We start from the raw sequence: 16423 nt of genomic DNA on the forward strand, positions 1-16423 counted from the left end.
GGATAGGAGTGAATAGTGTGTCAGAAGAAAAAATTTATGATGTCGTTATTATTGGTGCAGGACCAGCTGGTATGACAGCTGCAGTATATACATCTCGTGCAAATTTAAGCACATTAATGCTTGAGCGTGGTATTCCAGGTGGCCAAATGGCAAACACGGAAGATGTAGAAAACTACCCAGGTTATGAGTCTATTTTAGGACCAGATTTATCAAATAAAATGTTCGAGCATGCGAAGAAATTTGGTGCTGAATATGCATACGGTGATGTGAAAGAAGTCATCGATGGTAAGGAATACAAAACAATTATTGCTGGTAAAAAAGAATATAAAGCACGTGCAATTATCGTTGCAAGCGGTGCAGAGTATAAAAAAATTGGTGTACCGGGTGAAACAGAACTTGGCGGCCGCGGTGTATCATATTGTGCAGTATGTGACGGAGCATTCTTTAAAGGAAAAGAACTTATCGTAATTGGCGGTGGAGATTCTGCTGTTGAAGAGGGTGTGTTCTTAACGCGCTTCGCATCAAAAGTAACGATCGTTCACCGTCGTGACACGCTTCGTGCACAGAAAATTTTACAAGACCGTGCTTTCCAAAACGAAAAAGTAGATTTCATTTGGAACCACACGATAAAAGAAATCAACGAAGCAAGTGGTAAAGTAGGAAGTGTAACACTTGTGGACGTAAATAGTGGAGAAGAGAAAGAAGTCAAAACTGACGGCGTATTCGTATACATCGGTATGTTACCTTTATCAAAACCATTTGTTGAACTAGGTATTACAAATGAAAATGGTTACCTTGAAACGAACGAGCGTATGGAAACGAAAATTCCTGGTATTTTCGCAGCTGGTGATGTTCGTGAAAAAATGCTTCGTCAAATTGTAACTGCAACAGGTGACGGTAGTATTGCAGCGCAAAGTGCACAACATTACGTAGAAGAATTATTAGAGGAATTAAAAACTGTATCAGAAAAATAAGGGATAATATACCTTGTGAGAAGAAAGCTACCGACAGGAGCTTTCTTCTTTTTTTGTGTGAAAATGTCAAAGTTTTGTCAAAAAATATAAGGATTATAAGCTTTCTTATTGATATACTGGACTTTACGGAAAAAATCACTATAAGAAATGAGGAATTTATTCAGTATGGAATGGCGTAATATATATCGTGGATTTTGTATGGGCGTTAGTGATTTAATTCCTGGTGTGAGCGGCGGTACAATCGCTGTTGTGTTAGGGATTTATGAACAATTGCTTGCGGCAATTAGTGGATTCTTTAGTCGTGAATGGAAAAAACATTTAGGATTTTTAATTCCACTTGCAGCTGGTGTGGCAGCGGCATTTTTAACGTTAAGTCACGTTATTAAATATTTACTTGCAAATCATTATGAACCGACTCAATTTTTCTTTCTCGGTTTAATTATTAGTATATTACCGATGTTAATGAGGGAAGCTGATGCAAAGTCGTCGTTTAAAGGTAAGCACATCGTTTTATTAATAGTTGCAGCAATTCTTGTTGCGATTACAGCTTTCTTTAAACCAGATAAGGCAGCAGATCCAATTACGACGTTAACAATTTTAAATGCAATTGGTTTATTTTTCGCAGGATGGATGGCTAGTATGGCCATGCTGCTTCCTGGAATTAGTGGATCGTTTATTTTATTAATTATTGGTGTGTATCCAACAGCAATTAACGCTTTAACTACACTTAACTTACCTTTAATCGTGGTTATCGGTGCTGGTGTTATGGTTGGATTTGTTGTAAGTAGTAAAGGCATTAGTTTTTTATTAGATCGTTATAAAAGTATGACATTTGCGGCAATTATTGGACTTGTAATCGGTTCGATTGTAATTGTATTCCCTGGGATTCCGACTGGCGGATTTTCAATTATAAGTTCAATTATTACCTTTGTTTTAGGATTTGCGATTGTTACTTATTTCGGTAAGAAATAAGTACTTTAATCCCCTTGGCGATAAAAAGCGTTAAGGGGATTTTTCATTCTATTCATTAAAAGTCTAAGCATTTACATTGCTTGTTATAGAAAGCTTTTTTAAAATTGCTGAGTAGCATATGCTTAGCGAAAGAGGACTGGCTCCTTCGTTGTAGCAAACTGTTTTTGATAGTATAATGAAAGAAGTATGCAGTGAGGAATTTTACTGCAAGTAGCTGAGGTGAAGAAACATGCAAAGAGTGACAAACTGTGTGTTAATTAGAGATAATGAAGTACTCTTACTCCAAAAACCTCGCCGAAATTGGTGGGTTGCACCAGGCGGGAAAATGGAGCGTGGTGAGACTGTAAGAGATTCCGTTGTTCGCGAGTATCGTGAAGAAACAGGTATTTATTTGAAAAACCCAGCGTTAAAGGGGGTCTTCACCTTTGTCATCCAAGAAGGTGATAAAGTTGTTTCTGAATGGATGATGTTCTCCTTTTTAGCGACAGATTTTGCAGGAGAAAACAAACTAGAGAGCGAAGAAGGCATCATTGGTTGGCATACATTTGATAAAATTGATGATTTAGCAATGGCGCCAGGAGATTATCACATTATTGATTATTTAATTAAAGGAAATGGCATAATCTACGGTACATTTGTATATACCCCAGATTTTGAGTTGCTTTCATATCGATTAGATCCGAGTTAAACCGTCAAGGAGAGGATACAATGACAGAGAATAATGATATAAAAATGGTAATTATTACAGGGATGTCTGGAGCTGGAAAAACAGTAGCTTTACAAAGTTTTGAAGATTTAGGATATTTTTGTGTGGATAATTTACCACCGATGTTATTGCCGAAGTTTATTGAGCTTATGGCGGATTCAAAAGGGAAAATGAATAAAGTGGCACTTGGTATTGATTTACGTGGCCGCGAGTTTTTTGAACATTTATGGGGAGCACTTGATGATTTATCAGAACGTACATGGATTATTCCTCATATTTTATTTTTAGATGCGAAAGATAGTACGCTTGTAACTCGTTATAAAGAAACGAGACGTTCGCATCCACTTGCACCAACTGGTTTGCCGTTAAAGGGAATCGAAGCAGAGCGTAATTTATTAACAGATATGAAGGCGCGAGCGAATATTGTGCTTGATACATCGGATTTAAAACCGAAAGAATTACGTGAAAAAATTGTTCACTTGTTCTCAACAGAAACTGAGCAAGCATTTCGTGTAAATGTTATGTCATTTGGATTTAAGTACGGTATTCCAATTGATGCAGATTTAGTATTTGATGTTCGTTTTTTACCAAATCCATATTACATTCCACACATGAAGCCATTAACAGGACTAGATGAAGAAGTTTCTTCGTATGTACTGAAATTTAATGAGACACATAAGTTTTTAGAGAAGTTGACGGATCTGATTACTTTCATGCTGCCTCATTATAAAAGAGAAGGCAAAAGTCAACTTGTAATTGCAATTGGATGTACAGGTGGACAGCATCGTTCTGTTACGCTTACAGAATACCTTGGGAAACATTTGAAACCAGAGTATAGTGTTCATGTATCTCATCGTGATGTGGAGAAGAGAAAGGGCCATTAAGGGATGAAAAAAGAGAGAAAGCCTAAAATTGTCATCATGGGAGGCGGAACTGGACTCTCTGTTTTATTAAGAGGATTAAAGCAATATCCTGTTGATATTACAGCAGTTGTTACAATTGCTGATGATGGTGGCAGTTCGGGTAGATTACGTGATGAGCTAGAAATTCCACCTCCAGGTGACATCCGTAACGTACTTGTTGCGTTATCGGATGTAGAGCCACTGGTGGAAGCTTTATTTCAGCACCGTTTCACAACAGGAGACGGACTGAAAGGTCATGCGTTAGGAAATCTATTGTTGGCAGGTATGACCTCGATTACAGGAGACTTTTTCCATGCAATTACAGAAACAAGTAAAGTATTAAATGTCAGAGGACGTGTATTACCAGCAGCGAATCAAAGTGCGGTACTTCATGCGGAACTTGAAGATGGGGAAATTGTAACAGGTGAATCAAAGATTCCTTATTACGGAAAGAAGATTAATCGTGTCTTTTTAACTCCAGAAGATGTAGAGCCATTGCATGAAACGTTGGCTGAGATTAAACGAGCTGATTTACTTGTTTTCGGTCCTGGAAGTTTGTATACGAGTATATTGCCCAATTTAGTTGTTAACAAAATTGGAGACGCTGTTCTTGCTGCAAAGGCGAAGAAGGTATATGTATGTAACGTTATGACACAAGCGGGTGAAACGATGGGATATACTGCTTTTGATCATGTGCAGGCGTTACACGATCATTTAGGGCAACCATTTATCAATACTGCAATTGTAAATAACCGTGAGATTCCTTGTGAATTACGCAAGTCATATGAGGAAGAAATGTCTACACCAGTTGTAGTGGATGAAGAACGTTTTGTTGAAAATAATATTGATGTTATTCAAGAGGGATTAGCGAAGTATGATGATCATGTTGTAAGGCATGATACGTTAAAGTTAGCGTCCATTTTATATTCATTGTTATAAATATGCGTTGCCTCGTTTGAGGTAGCGCTCCTCATTCATATAGGACAAGAATTTTGTTCCATAATAATCGTATAAGGAGGTGTTGACTGTGTCATTTGCATCAGAAACAAAGAAAGAGTTGACGAATCTTGAGATGAAGGAATGCTGTGAGAAAGCAGAATTATCAGCGTTACTTCGAATGAACGGGTCGCTTTCTTTTTCAAACCGTCGTCTATCTATCGATATTCAAACGGAAAATGCGGCAATTGCAAGAAGGATTTATACGCTTTTGAAAAAAGGATATGACGTGACGGTAGAATTGCTTGTCCGTAAAAAAATGCGCTTGAAGAAAAATAATGTATATATTGTGCGGCTTGTTGAGAAGTCTCGCGAAATATTAGCTGATCTTCATATCGTTCGAGATGACTTTTCATTTATTCGAAATATATCACAAGAATTGATTGAGAAGAAATGTTGTAAACGATCGTACTTACGTGGCGCATTTTTAGCAGGTGGTTCAGTAAATAACCCAGAAACATCATCTTATCATTTAGAAATCTTTTCGTTATATAAGGAACATAATGATGCTATATGTGAACTGATGAACGGATTTGATTTAAATAGTAAGACGTTGGAAAGAAGAAAAGGGTACATTACGTATTTGAAAGAAGCAGAAAAAATTACAGAGTTTTTAAATATTATAGGTGCTCATAATGCACTTTTAAGATTTGAAGATATTCGAATCGTACGTGATATGCGTAATTCTGTAAATCGTTTAGTGAACTGCGAAACAGCTAATTTAAATAAAACAATTGGTGCAGCACTAAGACAGATTGAAAATATTCGTTATATTGATGAGACAGTTGGTCTTGATATTTTGCCGGATAAATTACAAGAGATTGCACAATTACGAAGAGATTATCAAGATGTAACATTGAAAGAGTTAGGTGAGATGGTATCCGGGGGGAAGATTAGTAAGTCGGGTATTAATCATCGTTTGCGTAAAATCGATGAAATCGCAGAGAAATTACGCGCGGGGGAAACGTTAGTAAAAAAATAAGAGGTTAAAGGGGAAATGGAGCTGTGGTTCAAAAACGAGTTCAGGTTTCATTAAAAAACGGTTTACAAGCACGTCCGGCTGCGTTGTTTGTACAAGAGGCAAATCGCTTTCATGCAGATATCTTCATCGAGAAAGATGGAAAGACAGTAAATGCAAAGAGCATAATGGGGATTATGAGCTTAGCAATTGGAACTGGAAGCATGATAACAATTACAACAGAAGGTTCAGATGCAGAAGAGGCTTTAGAAGCATTAGCTGCATATGTACAATAAGAAGCTATCGCATATATGCGATAGCTTTTTGTTTTTGCGGTTTACTTAAAGGGAGTTTTTGGGATAGGGGGTATGTAGGTGGTTTGTCCTTGTCGTAGATTGTCGGTAAATCGATATGTTGTGTCGAACCGTTGATATATTAAAAAAATCGTTGATATAATTTAAGTTTTGTTCGATATAATTGAAAAATCGTTGATATATTTAGGTGAATACCAGGGTGGGTATCCAGACGGAGGTGCATGATAATAAAAAAGCGCCCTGTAATAGGGCGCTTTTTTTATGTATCCAGCTCCAGCGGCTAGAATCTCCGGTCGCTTCGCCCCTTCATTCGAGGCAAAAAGCGCCTCGGAATCAGGGACTCCATCGCCCTGCGATTCTAAACGAGCCGCTTCTGCTTTTAGTTATTAACGATTTGTAAAGATCTTATCGATTAAACCGTATTCTAAAGCTTTTTCTGCTGTCATGAAGTTGTCGCGGTCTGTGTCGCGTTGTAGTACTTCAAGTGGTTGACCAGTGCGGTCAGCAAGAATTTGGTTTAGTTTTTCACGTAAGAATAGGATACGTTTTGCAGCGATTTCGATTTCAGTCGCTTGACCTTGTGCTCCACCAAGTGGTTGGTGAATCATTACTTCACTGTTTGGAAGTGCATAACGTTTTCCTTTTTCACCTGCTGCAAGTAAGAATGCACCCATAGATGCAGCCATACCGATACAGATTGTTGATACTTGTGGTTTAATAAACTGCATTGTATCATAGATTGCCATACCCGCTGTGATAGAACCACCAGGGCTGTTGATGTAGATGTGAATATCTTTTTCTGGATCTTGAGATTCCAAGAATAAAAGCTGGGAAACGATTGAGTTAGCTACGTTGTCATCAATTGCACTACCAAGCATAATGATGCGGTCTTTTAATAGTCGAGAGTAAATATCGTAAGCGCGTTCTCCACGATTTGTTTGTTCAATTACTGTAGGAATTAAATTCATCTGTTATTTCCTCCTTATAAAGCTTTCTTAGTCTTATAATACAATTATGGTCAATAAAGGTCAAACGAAACCACTTTAAATCAAAAAAATATGTAGTTGTACCATGAAATATTCGCTATGTTTTCGAAATTCCCTGCTTATGTATCTTCAACATCATAACCGAATTACATAAATTTAAACGTTATGAAAATTGGAGAAAAAAGAAAAGAACGCCTTTTAACTGAAGCGTTCTTTCGATAATTAGTCTTTTAAAAGATAGGTTACTTTATTTAAAATCTTTTCGATTTGTTTCGCGTTTTTACTATACATTTCGCTTGCTGATTTCGACTTTGTTTCTAAGGAAAATAGTTCAAGATCAGCATGACATTTTTTTAAAGATGCTAATAATAAAGGTTTGTTTTGAGGAGAAGGCATCTGGAGTTTGTCATTGTAAATGTCGATAGTAAGTTGTCCGTATGAATCCACTTGACCGAGGAAGACATTTTCAATAACAACACCGAGTTTTTCTAATTCTGAATGTAGCCAAGCGCGGTTATGTCCGCTTGCTGAAAGAGGTTCATCTAGTACATTTCCATCCATAATAACAGTTTGTGGTTCTTTCTCGTTTGGTACTTTTAAACCGATGTCTTTTGCTGTAAGTGGCTGGGAATCTTTCTTTAATAATACATTTAATTCTCCGCTTGGTTCTAAGACAGCAAATTCGACTTCAGCTACGCTGAACGCACTTTTTCCACGGAGAAGTTCCAGTAATTCGTCACTCGTATATTTTTCTTTCTTCAAGTTATCTTCGAGTATCTTTCCGTCTTTTATTAATACGGTAGATTTCCCTTCAAAGAAGTCCCGAGCTGTTTTGTTCTTTAAAGAGAGGATTCCTGTTAAAAAAGGTACCACAGCGAAAATGAGTATCGCAAAGACGCCGTGAAAAAATTTTGAATCGAGCCCTGTAGATACTTGGGCAGCGATGTCACCAATTGTCATTCCGGCTATGTATTCAAAAAAGGAAAGCTGAGAGATTTGTCTTTTCCCTAACCATTTCGTAATAGCGAATAAAATAATTAATATGAATACAGAGCGAAGAATGACAAGTGTCCATTCCGGCAGGTGAGACATAGTCGTTTCCTCCAGTCTACTTAAAACCCTTTATATTGAGGTTCTTCACGTTCTAATACTGAAATTCTATCCTTTAAATCAGCGATGATGCTGTCCATTTCTAACATACATTCATGAAATACGCGTTTTGATTCTTCGTCTTGTGAATTTAATGAAAGGGAGCTTAAACTTGCTTGGGCGCCCCTTACACTAGCAAGGCAAGTTTTTACGCTAGCGATAACAGTCATATAAACACCTTTTATCCTTTCGGTTTGAATAATAATGCTCCAATGAAGCCGAAAATAATAGCTGCTGATACACCGGCGCTCGTTACTTTAAACATGCCGGTAATAACGCCAACGATGCCATGTTTTGCAGCTTCTTCCATTGCGCCATGAACGAGGGCATTACCAAAGCTTGTAATAGGTACAGTTGCCCCGGCTCCAGCGAAATCAATTAATGGCTCATACAAATTAAATCCATCTAATATAGCTCCAGCAACAACGAGTGTTGCCATTGTATGAGCGGGTGTTAGTTTGCCGACATCAAACATAAGTTGGCCGATTACACATATGAGTCCGCCAATGACGAAAGCCCAGAAAAAAATCATTGCGTTGCACCTCCAAATTCAATCGAAACGGCATGAGCGATACACGGAATCGTTTCTTCTTGTTGGAATGTAAGTGGAGATAGTAAAGCGCCTGTCGCAACGACAAGTATTTTTTTGAACTCTCCTCTTTTCATTCGGTTTAATAAATGACCGTACACGACTGTTGCGGAACATCCAGGCCCACTAGCACCAGCTATGACAGGTTGTCCTTCTCTATAAATGATAATTCCGCAATCTTGAAATTGTTCGCTCGTTACTTTCGTTCCGTGTTTATGTAGTAAGTCATAAGCAATTTCGCGTCCTACATGTCCGAGATCGCCTGTTACGATTAAATCGTAGTAAGAGGCATCAATTTGGCGTTCACGTAAATGGGCTTCAATTGTATCAACTGCAGCTGGAGCCATTGCGCCTCCCATATTAAACGGATCCGTTAATCCCATATCAACAACTCGCCCAATCGTTGCAGATGTTACTCTTGGACCATGGCCAGTATCGCTTAAAATAGCGGCTCCTGCTCCGGTTACTGTCCACTGTGCAGTAGGCGGCTTTTGTCCACCGTATTCGGTAGGGTAGCGGAATTGTTTTTCTACAGCAGTATTATGGCTTGAAGCTCCAGTTAATAAATATTTTGCACCTTTTGCATTTACGATACTTGCCCCAAGTGCTAAACCTTCCATAGAAGTAGAGCAAGCCCCGAATAATCCGAGATAAGGAGTGCCCAGTGTGCGGCAAGCAAAGCTTGTTGGAGTAATTTGATTAATTAAATCTCCTGCGAGTATGAATTGAATATCATCTTTACGAAGCTCTGCTTTTTCAGTAGCGCGACTACAAGCTTCTTCGAATAAAATTTTATGTGCTTTTTCATAGGAATCTTGTCCGAGCCATAAATCTTCATGAAGGATATCGAAGTCTTCTGGGATGTTCCCCTTTGCTTCAAATGGTCCACCGACAACCCCTGTTGAGATAATGACTGGTTTGTTTTCAAATACCCACGTTCGGTGTCCTTGTAACATTTATAGCCCTCCCCATTGAACGAGAATAGTTTTAATAAGTGCGATGACGAAAGCGGAAAATACACCAAATAAAATAACAGAACCAGCTAGTTTAAACATATTGCCGCCAACGCCAAGGACAAATCCTTCCGTTCGATGCTCAATACATGCGGCAATAACAGAGTTACCAAATCCAGTAACAGGTACAGCTGTACCTGCTCCGGCAAACTGTCCAAAACGATCGTATATACCAAATCCAGTTAGTAACATGGAGATGAAAATGAGAGTTGCGACTGTTGGATTGCCTGCTGAGCGTTCAGTGAAATCAAAATATGTGATGTAAAAAGTAGAAATGAGTTGTCCGATGAAGCAAATAAAACCACCGACGAAAAAGGCTTTTATACAATTTTTTAAGACAGGTCGTTTCGGTTCGCGTTCTTGTTCGAATTTTTTATACTCCTGTTGTACAGGGGTTAAGTTTTTATCTTTACTAGCCATTGCAATCCTTCCTTTTCTTTTAAAAAGCGTTAAGTGTTAGACTCCATTTTTTTACCAATGAATTTTAATTGTTTATTAATTTCATCTTTAGATACTTCTTTTTCCTTAATTTTTCTTTCGAGTTTTTCGAGTAACATAAAGATTTTTTTATCTGTACTGACACGAACATCGAAAGTAGGGTGCTCATCACTTAGTTGCTTTTGAAGCTTTTTACGCAGCGGCTTTAATCCAAACCTTTCGTGATGCTCAGGTGTAACTGCTATGTAGAGATCTAAATTTGAATTCACTGCTGTACTTTTTATAATTTCATCCATAGCGAGAGCTCTTTTTTTCGCTCCTTGTGATATAGATTGATTAAAGGATTCCGTACTCGTCTTTGTTAACTTTGGACCTTTTTCTTTCTCCGTTCGTTTTGCTTCTTCTTTCACTTTTTTATCTAAAGGACTATTATCACATCCGGTAAAAGAGCTAAATAGAAGTGCAAATAATGCGGTTATGAGGCCGAGTTTTCGCATAATTATCATTCCATTTCTATTGCAATATGTAATGTGATAGAAAAAGGATGACTGCATATCATCCTTTTTCTATTTCACAGCAAGACCGATTCGTTATTGCTGTGAGTATTGTGGTTCTTCTTGTTGGACTTCTTCAACGCGTGGGTTTAAAGAATCGATAATCGTTTGTGTTTGCTGCGCAGCTGTTTGGAAAAGTTGCTTCGCTTGTTGGTTATCCGTATCAAGAGCGAATCCCTCTAAGCTAGCTTGTGCACTTTTTAATCCAGAAACAGTTTGCTTTAATTTTGTAATTACAGTCATTGAATGAAGCCCCCTTTGGAATATCAATTCAAAGATTATAATTTGTGAGTTGGGGTGAATTTATGATTGGAAAATTTAGGGGTGGAATAGATTTTATATGCTTTTAGCTAAGGTGCATAAGGTATTATGGGGATATTTTTATTGATTTAGATGGATTTTATTGCTATTATTATGAGAAGAAAATGAAGTGTTTTCTATAATCATGCGCCCATAGCTCAGTCGGATAGAGCGGTGGTTTCCGGTACCACGTCTGCCGGGGGTTCGAATCCCTCTGGGCGCGTCAAAAAGTCCTAACTTACGTTTTGTAGGTTAGGACTTTTTTTATTTCCCTCTTGTTATATCTAGTAATAAGATTTACTATTAGTACTTGATAATAATTTTTTAACTTTATTATTTTCTTTCAATATTATTCAAATTTCGGTTGTAAGTTGTAAATCTCATTAATACATATAAATTAATAATATTTTGGAATGGGTGTCTGCGTGAGGATTCTCCTTTTACCAAACTTATTGTACAATAGAAACAAGGGGGAGATTAGTTTGAAGGCAAGTCTTTTACAAGAACAAAGCTTACGTTTGGCAATGACACAAGAGTTAAGGCAAGCGATTACAATGCTCCAGTATAATGTACAAGAATTATCGGAGTTTTTGTATGAGCAATCGTTAGAGAATCCCCTTATTGAGTTAGGTGGTTTTGAGAGGGAGAAGAAAAAGAGCTCTAACAACAGTAAAAGTACCAGCAAACAAGTCGAGAATCAGATGGAGATCTACAGTGTGGATTCTACAACGATTCAGCAACATTTATTAAATCAAATACAGTATTATAAAATAGATGAAGAAGAGCGAAAAGTAGCTTCTTTCATTATTATGAACATGGATGGAAATGGATATTTACAAGAAACGAATGAAGAGTTAGCAGAGCTCCTTTCTGCACATATTCATGTAGTCGACCGTTCTGTAGAGCTTGTCCAATCACTGGAGCCAGCAGGGGTAGGGGCGCGTAATATTCAGGAATGTTTAACTTTGCAATTGAAGCGCTTACAAAGACGTAATGGATTAGCAGAAGAGGTTGTAGAAGATCATTTCGCTTATTTCGTGAAGAAAGATTGGCGAAAGCTCGTTCAAGTGTTGAAGTGTAGTAATGAGGAATTGCAGAGTGCGGTAAATTGTATAACGTCATTACAACCAAAACCAGGTCTTGCGTTTTCTTCAGATAAACCACTTTACATTGTACCTGATATGGCGGTGAAAAAAGATGGCGATCGCCTCGTCTTACAAATGAACGAGAGAAATATGCCGAGAATTGAAATTCATTCTGAATATAGTGCGCTTCTTAATAATAGTGAAAGTGAAGTAGCATCTTACGTATCAGAAAAGTATCAGCATGTGCAGTGGATTATGCGCAGTTTGAAGCAGAGAAAACAGACATTGCTGCAAGTAATGACTATTATTATGGAAAAACAACGTGATTTCTTCTGGAAAGGTCCAGAGTATTTAAGACCTCTCGCTTTAAAAGAGGTAGCGGAAGAGTTAAGTGTGCATGAATCGACAATTAGTCGTGCGACGCGAAATAAATATGTGCAAACACCACACGGTTTATTTGAGATGAAATCGTTCTTTAGCAATGCCGTTTCGACGACTGAAGATGAAGCAGTTTCTACAAAACGTGTAAAACAATTTATTCAAACGCTAATTGGGGCAGAGGATAAGAAAAAGCCACTTTCGGATCAAAAGATTTCAAAATTATTAGAAGAAGAGCATGAAATTGTTATTTCTCGAAGAACAGTGGCGAAGTATAGAGAACAAATGCATATCCCAGCTTCGTCATTACGAAAAACGATCGGATAGGTGAAGAAGATGAAAGTTGTACTGTATACTAAAAAAGATTGTGGCCTTTGCGTGAAGGCGAAACAAGTTTTACAGGAAGTACAATGTGAATATTCTTTTCAAATCGAGGAAATAGATATATATGAAGATAATGACCTTTTAGAAAAATATCACTTAATGATTCCGGTTGTAGAAATGGACGGAAAACAAGTAGAATATGGTAACATTCACAAAGGTGTCATAATAAACTATATAAAGAATGCAGTTAAGAGTTGAATAAGTTTCTATCTCCTGTTACAATAATACACGTAGCAGGGATTATTTTTTTAACCTATGTGGGACACAAAATGTCACTACGGGACGTAAAGTGACCACAAGGGAAAATGAACCGATGTAGTGAGGAGAAAAGATATGCGCTCATGGATTCAGAATACAAAAAAATTATTACCTGATCTGCTACCTGTTATGCAAACGAGAATGCAAATTCTTCAATACATTAGGCTCATGCAGCCGATTGGAAGAAGAAACTTATCAGCAAGTCTCGGTATGACAGAACGAGTATTGCGAAGTGAAGTTCAAGTTTTGAAAGAACAAAACTTAGTTCACGTCGCTTCTTCTGGAATGACTTTGACAGAAGAAGGAACAACTTTAGTTCTTGCTTTGGAAGACTTTATGAAAGAAATTTCCGGGTTAAAGGTTTTAGAAAAGCAACTTAAGGAAACATTAGACTTGGATGAAGTTTTCGTTGTCCCTGGTGATAGTGATGAATCACCTTGGGTCAAACTGGAGATGGGCCGTGCTTGTGTGACTTGTATAAAAGACCGTCTGACAGCGAATAATATCGTTGCTGTGGCTGGAGGAACTACGCTAGCTGCTGCTGCGGACATGATGCAACTTGATTGCAAAGATTTACATATGCTATTTGTCCCAGCACGTGGTGGAATTGGAGAAGGCGTCGAATTAGAAGCCAATACCATTTGTGCCAAGATGGCACAAAATACGATGAGTAATTATCGCTTATTGTATGTTCCAGACCATGTTAGTAGCGAAGCATATGCGTCTATTGTGACAGAGCCTTCCGTGAAAGAAGTTCTTGAGTTGATTCGATCTTCCAATATCGTCATTCATGGAATAGGTGATGCGTTAACAATGGCACGTCGCAGAAGTACTTCAGAAGCAGATTGGTTAAAGATTCAGGCAAGCGAAGCAGTTGGCGAAGCTTTCGGTTACTACTTTAATGAAGAAGGAAATGTTGTTCATAAAGTAAGAACAGTTGGTATGCAACTAGAGGATTTACAAAATGTATCTCACGTTGTTGCAGTCGCTGGAGGTTCTTCAAAGGCAAAAGCAATACAGGCTGTAATTAAACAAGGGCACACTTCAATTCTAATTACAGATGAAGGTGCAGCAAAACAGTTAACAAAGGGTTTTACCCTTTAATATAATCCCCCAAGGAGGAAATTCAAATGACTAAAATTGGTATTAATGGATTTGGACGTATCGGACGTAACGTATTCCGCGCAGCTCTTAACAACTCTGAGGTAGAAGTAGTAGCAATCAACGACTTAACAGATGCTAAAACATTAGCTCACCTTTTAAAATATGACACAGTTCACGGAACTTTAAATGCAGAAGTATCTGCTAACGAAAACAGCATCGTTGTTAACGGTAAAGAAATTAAAGTTATCGCTGAGCGTGACCCAGCTCAATTACCATGGAGCGACTACGGAGTAGAAGTAGTAGTAGAATCTACTGGCCGTTTCACTAAAAAATCAGACGCTGAGAAACACTTAGGTGGATCAGTTAAGAAAGTTATCATCTCAGCTCCAGCTTCTGACGAAGATATCACTGTAGTTATGGGTGTTAACCACGAACAATACGATGCAGCTAACCACAACGTAGTATCTAACGCTTCTTGTACTACAAACTGTCTAGCTCCATTCGCTAAAGTATTAAACGAAAAATTCGGCGTAAAACGCGGAATGATGACAACAATTCACTCTTACACTAACGACCAACAAATCTTAGACTTACCACACAAAGATTTACGTCGTGCTCGTGCAGCAGCTGAAAACATGATCCCAACATCTACTGGTGCAGCTAAAGCTGTAGCATTAGTATTACCAGAACTTAAAGGTAAATTAAACGGTGGCGCTGTACGTGTTCCAACTGCTAACGTTTCTCTAGTTGACCTAGTTGTTGAACTTGACAAAGAAGTAACAGTTGAAGAGGTAAATGCAGCATTCAAAGCAGCAGCTGAAGGTGAATTAAAAGGTATCCTTGGATACAGCGAAGAGCCATTAGTATCTATCGACTATAACGGATGTACAGCTTCTTCTACAATCGATGCATTATCTACAATGGTAATGGAAGGTAACATGGTTAAAGTACTTTCTTGGTACGATAACGAAACTGGTTACTCTAACCGCGTAGTAGACCTAGCAGCTTACATGACTTCAAAAGGTCTTTAATTCTTAATTATATAAGTTATCAATGACAAAACGAGGGAGAGGGTTTGTTCCCTCTCTCTCTTCTTTCGTTTTAAAAGCAAATGTGTTAAGCTTTTGAGTGGGTTTTGTCAATCCTAACTAGTAGTCGGAGGGAAATCCAATGAACAAAAAATCAATTCGTGACGTAGATTTAAAAGGTAAGCGTGTATTTTGCCGCGTTGATTTCAACGTACCTATGAAAGAAGGCAAAATTACAGATGAAACTCGTATCCGTGCAGCTCTTCCTACAATTCAATATTTAGTAGAGCAAGGTGCGAAAGTTATTTTAGCAAGTCACTTAGGCCGTCCAAAAGGTCAAGTAGTAGAAGAAATGCGTTTAACTCCAGTAGCAGCACGTTTAGGCGAGCTTCTTGGTAAAGACGTTAAAAAAGCGGACGAAGCATTCGGACCAGTTGCACAAGAAATGGTTGCAGCAATGAACGAAGGCGACGTATTAGTTCTTGAAAACGTACGTTTCTATGCGGGCGAAGAAAAGAACGATGCAGAACTTGCGAAAGAATTTGCAGCACTTGCTGACATCTTCGTAAACGATGCATTCGGTGCAGCTCACCGTGCTCACGCTTCTACAGCAGGTATCGCAGACTACCTACCAGCAGTATCTGGTCTATTAATGGAAAAAGAGTTAGATGTACTTGGTAAAGCACTTTCTAACCCAGAACGTCCATTTACAGCTATTATCGGTGGTGCGAAAGTAAAAGATAAAATCGGTGTAATTCGTCATCTATTAGACAAAGTAGATAACTTAATCATCGGTGGTGGACTTGCTTACACATTCGTTAAAGCTTTAGGTCATGAAATTGGTCTATCTCTATGTGAAGACGACAAGATCGAACTAGCTAAAGAATTTATGCAACTTGCAAAAGAAAAAGGCGTAAACTTCTACATGCCAGTTGATGTTGTAATCACTGAGGAATTCTCTGAAACTGCAACAACTAAAATCGTTGGTATCGACTCTATCCCTTCTAACTGGGAAGGCGTGGACATCGGTCCTAAAACACGTGAAATTTATGCAGATGTAATTAAAAATTCTAAGCTTGTTGTATGGAATGGACCAATGGGTGTATTCGAAATGACTCCATTCGCAGAAGGTACAAAAGCAGTAGGACAAGCATTAGCAGATGCAGAAGATACATACTCTGTTATCGGCGGTGGTGACTCTGCAGCAGCTGTTGAAAAATTCGGTATGGCTGATAAAATGAGCCACATTTCTACTGGCGGCGGTGCGTCATTAGAATTCATGGAAGGTAAAGAGCTTCCAGGTGTAGTTTGTCTTAACGACAAATAAGTAGCAGC

General features: G+C 38.2%; 20 protein-coding genes and 1 tRNA gene. 13 read left to right on the top strand and 8 right to left on the bottom strand.

Features of this window, described 5'->3' with window-relative positions:
- Window positions 1-17: 17 nt before the first annotated feature.
- From trxB to ACTFRU_RS19410, 7 genes are all read left to right on the top strand, one after another.
- Window positions 18-974: a thioredoxin-disulfide reductase gene (gene trxB, locus ACTFRU_RS19380; protein ID WP_001288078.1), complete on the top strand. Its 957-nt coding sequence runs from the start codon at window positions 18-20 to the stop codon at window positions 972-974.
- Between the two features lie 165 nt (window positions 975-1139).
- A complete protein-coding gene (locus ACTFRU_RS19385; protein ID WP_000455197.1) occupies window positions 1140-1946 on the top strand; it encodes a DUF368 domain-containing protein in 807 nt (268 codons plus the stop codon).
- Window positions 1947-2175: 229 nt separating this feature from the next.
- A complete protein-coding gene (locus ACTFRU_RS19390) occupies window positions 2176-2634 on the top strand; it encodes an NUDIX hydrolase (RefSeq protein ID WP_001190080.1) in 459 nt (152 codons plus the stop codon).
- A 20-nt stretch (window positions 2635-2654) separates the two neighbouring features.
- Window positions 2655-3536 (top strand): RNase adapter RapZ, encoded by an 882-nt coding sequence (gene rapZ, locus ACTFRU_RS19395; RefSeq protein WP_000138459.1) that lies wholly within the window; start codon window positions 2655-2657, stop codon window positions 3534-3536.
- A gap of 3 nt (window positions 3537-3539) precedes the next feature.
- Window positions 3540-4493 carry a gluconeogenesis factor YvcK family protein gene (locus ACTFRU_RS19400; protein WP_000712188.1) on the top strand — a complete coding sequence of 318 codons (954 nt, stop codon included), beginning with the start codon at window positions 3540-3542 and terminating at the stop codon, window positions 4491-4493.
- Window positions 4494-4581: 88 nt separating this feature from the next.
- Window positions 4582-5532 (top strand): DNA-binding protein WhiA, encoded by a 951-nt coding sequence (whiA, locus tag ACTFRU_RS19405; RefSeq protein ID WP_000006558.1) that lies wholly within the window; start codon window positions 4582-4584, stop codon window positions 5530-5532.
- Window positions 5533-5555: 23 nt separating this feature from the next.
- Window positions 5556-5804, top strand: coding sequence for an HPr family phosphocarrier protein (locus ACTFRU_RS19410; RefSeq protein ID WP_000250307.1), 249 nt, complete (start codon window positions 5556-5558; stop codon window positions 5802-5804).
- Window positions 5805-6208: 404 nt separating this feature from the next.
- Here the strand turns inward: ACTFRU_RS19410 and clpP are convergent, their stop codons facing one another.
- The 8 genes from clpP to ACTFRU_RS19450 form a co-directional block, all read right to left on the bottom strand.
- Window positions 6209-6790, bottom strand: a complete 582-nt coding sequence (gene clpP / locus ACTFRU_RS19415) for an ATP-dependent Clp endopeptidase proteolytic subunit ClpP (protein ID WP_001049162.1) — start codon at window positions 6788-6790, stop codon at window positions 6209-6211.
- 240 nt (window positions 6791-7030) lie between these two features.
- Window positions 7031-7900 (bottom strand): DUF421 domain-containing protein, encoded by an 870-nt coding sequence (locus tag ACTFRU_RS19420; RefSeq protein ID WP_000018924.1) that lies wholly within the window; start codon window positions 7898-7900, stop codon window positions 7031-7033.
- Between the two features lie 20 nt (window positions 7901-7920).
- On the bottom strand, window positions 7921-8127 hold the full coding sequence (locus ACTFRU_RS19425) for a DUF1657 domain-containing protein (RefSeq protein ID WP_000215907.1): 207 nt from the start codon (window positions 8125-8127) through the stop codon (window positions 7921-7923).
- An 11-nt stretch (window positions 8128-8138) separates the two neighbouring features.
- Window positions 8139-8489, bottom strand: coding sequence for a stage V sporulation protein AE (spoVAE, locus tag ACTFRU_RS19430; RefSeq protein ID WP_000575919.1), 351 nt, complete (start codon window positions 8487-8489; stop codon window positions 8139-8141).
- Window positions 8486-9502 (bottom strand): stage V sporulation protein AD, encoded by a 1017-nt coding sequence (spoVAD, locus tag ACTFRU_RS19435; protein WP_000938968.1) that lies wholly within the window; start codon window positions 9500-9502, stop codon window positions 8486-8488. The genes spoVAE and spoVAD overlap by 4 nt, the downstream gene beginning before the upstream one ends.
- Window positions 9503-9979 (bottom strand): stage V sporulation protein AC, encoded by a 477-nt coding sequence (gene spoVAC, locus ACTFRU_RS19440; RefSeq protein ID WP_000146953.1) that lies wholly within the window; start codon window positions 9977-9979, stop codon window positions 9503-9505.
- 29 nt (window positions 9980-10008) lie between these two features.
- Window positions 10009-10494, bottom strand: a complete 486-nt coding sequence (locus tag ACTFRU_RS19445) for a YhcN/YlaJ family sporulation lipoprotein (RefSeq protein ID WP_001228545.1) — start codon at window positions 10492-10494, stop codon at window positions 10009-10011.
- A 93-nt stretch (window positions 10495-10587) separates the two neighbouring features.
- Window positions 10588-10794, bottom strand: a complete 207-nt coding sequence (locus tag ACTFRU_RS19450; protein WP_000216166.1) for a DUF1657 domain-containing protein — start codon at window positions 10792-10794, stop codon at window positions 10588-10590.
- 204 nt (window positions 10795-10998) lie between these two features.
- Here ACTFRU_RS19450 and ACTFRU_RS19455 point away from each other — a divergent pair.
- The 6 genes from ACTFRU_RS19455 to ACTFRU_RS19480 all read left to right on the top strand — a co-directional run bounded on the left by ACTFRU_RS19455 (window position 10999) and on the right by ACTFRU_RS19480 (window position 16415).
- Window positions 10999-11074: transfer RNA gene (locus tag ACTFRU_RS19455), tRNA-Arg, on the top strand.
- Between the two features lie 259 nt (window positions 11075-11333).
- Window positions 11334-12641: an RNA polymerase factor sigma-54 gene (gene rpoN / locus ACTFRU_RS19460; protein WP_000647955.1), complete on the top strand. Its 1308-nt coding sequence runs from the start codon at window positions 11334-11336 to the stop codon at window positions 12639-12641.
- A gap of 9 nt (window positions 12642-12650) precedes the next feature.
- Window positions 12651-12896 (top strand): glutaredoxin family protein, encoded by a 246-nt coding sequence (locus ACTFRU_RS19465; RefSeq protein ID WP_000869730.1) that lies wholly within the window; start codon window positions 12651-12653, stop codon window positions 12894-12896.
- 135 nt (window positions 12897-13031) lie between these two features.
- The gene (cggR, locus tag ACTFRU_RS19470) at window positions 13032-14060 is read left to right on the top strand and encodes a gapA transcriptional regulator CggR (protein WP_001258190.1); all 1029 of its coding nucleotides are present in this window, start codon (window positions 13032-13034) and stop codon (window positions 14058-14060) included.
- 26 nt (window positions 14061-14086) lie between these two features.
- The gene (gene gap, locus ACTFRU_RS19475; RefSeq protein ID WP_000161236.1) at window positions 14087-15091 is read left to right on the top strand and encodes a type I glyceraldehyde-3-phosphate dehydrogenase; all 1005 of its coding nucleotides are present in this window, start codon (window positions 14087-14089) and stop codon (window positions 15089-15091) included.
- Window positions 15092-15230: 139 nt separating this feature from the next.
- The gene (locus ACTFRU_RS19480) at window positions 15231-16415 is read left to right on the top strand and encodes a phosphoglycerate kinase (RefSeq protein WP_001036350.1); all 1185 of its coding nucleotides are present in this window, start codon (window positions 15231-15233) and stop codon (window positions 16413-16415) included.
- The last annotated feature ends 8 nt before the right edge of the window (window positions 16416-16423 follow it).

This window comes from Bacillus cereus group sp. MYBK220-1 (assembly GCF_051916445.1).
GTDB lineage: Bacteria > Bacillota > Bacilli > Bacillales > Bacillaceae_G > Bacillus_A > Bacillus_A cereus.

Bases quoted from the DNA above. Each gene is read 5' to 3' on its own strand.
- ACTFRU_RS19385 (WP_000455197.1), top strand. From the start codon at position 1,140: ATGGAATGGCGTAATATATATCGTGGATTTTGTATGGGCGTTAGTGAT.
- ACTFRU_RS19390 (WP_001190080.1), top strand. From the start codon at position 2,176: ATGCAAAGAGTGACAAACTGTGTGTTAATTAGAGATAATGAAGTACTC.
- rapZ (WP_000138459.1), top strand. From the start codon at position 2,655: ATGACAGAGAATAATGATATAAAAATGGTAATTATTACAGGGATGTCT.
- ACTFRU_RS19400 (WP_000712188.1), top strand. From the start codon at position 3,540: ATGAAAAAAGAGAGAAAGCCTAAAATTGTCATCATGGGAGGCGGAACT.
- clpP (WP_001049162.1), bottom strand. From the start codon at position 6,790: ATGAATTTAATTCCTACAGTAATTGAACAAACAAATCGTGGAGAACGC.
- ACTFRU_RS19420 (WP_000018924.1), bottom strand. From the start codon at position 7,900: ATGTCTCACCTGCCGGAATGGACACTTGTCATTCTTCGCTCTGTATTC.
- ACTFRU_RS19425 (WP_000215907.1), bottom strand. From the start codon at position 8,127: ATGACTGTTATCGCTAGCGTAAAAACTTGCCTTGCTAGTGTAAGGGGC.
- spoVAE (WP_000575919.1), bottom strand. From the start codon at position 8,489: ATGATTTTTTTCTGGGCTTTCGTCATTGGCGGACTCATATGTGTAATC.
- spoVAD (WP_000938968.1), bottom strand. From the start codon at position 9,502: ATGTTACAAGGACACCGAACGTGGGTATTTGAAAACAAACCAGTCATT.
- spoVAC (WP_000146953.1), bottom strand. From the start codon at position 9,979: ATGGCTAGTAAAGATAAAAACTTAACCCCTGTACAACAGGAGTATAAA.
- ACTFRU_RS19445 (WP_001228545.1), bottom strand. From the start codon at position 10,494: ATGCGAAAACTCGGCCTCATAACCGCATTATTTGCACTTCTATTTAGC.
- ACTFRU_RS19450 (WP_000216166.1), bottom strand. From the start codon at position 10,794: ATGACTGTAATTACAAAATTAAAGCAAACTGTTTCTGGATTAAAAAGT.
- ACTFRU_RS19465 (WP_000869730.1), top strand. From the start codon at position 12,651: ATGAAAGTTGTACTGTATACTAAAAAAGATTGTGGCCTTTGCGTGAAG.
- cggR (WP_001258190.1), top strand. From the start codon at position 13,032: ATGCGCTCATGGATTCAGAATACAAAAAAATTATTACCTGATCTGCTA.
- gap (WP_000161236.1), top strand. From the start codon at position 14,087: ATGACTAAAATTGGTATTAATGGATTTGGACGTATCGGACGTAACGTA.
- ACTFRU_RS19480 (WP_001036350.1), top strand. From the start codon at position 15,231: ATGAACAAAAAATCAATTCGTGACGTAGATTTAAAAGGTAAGCGTGTA.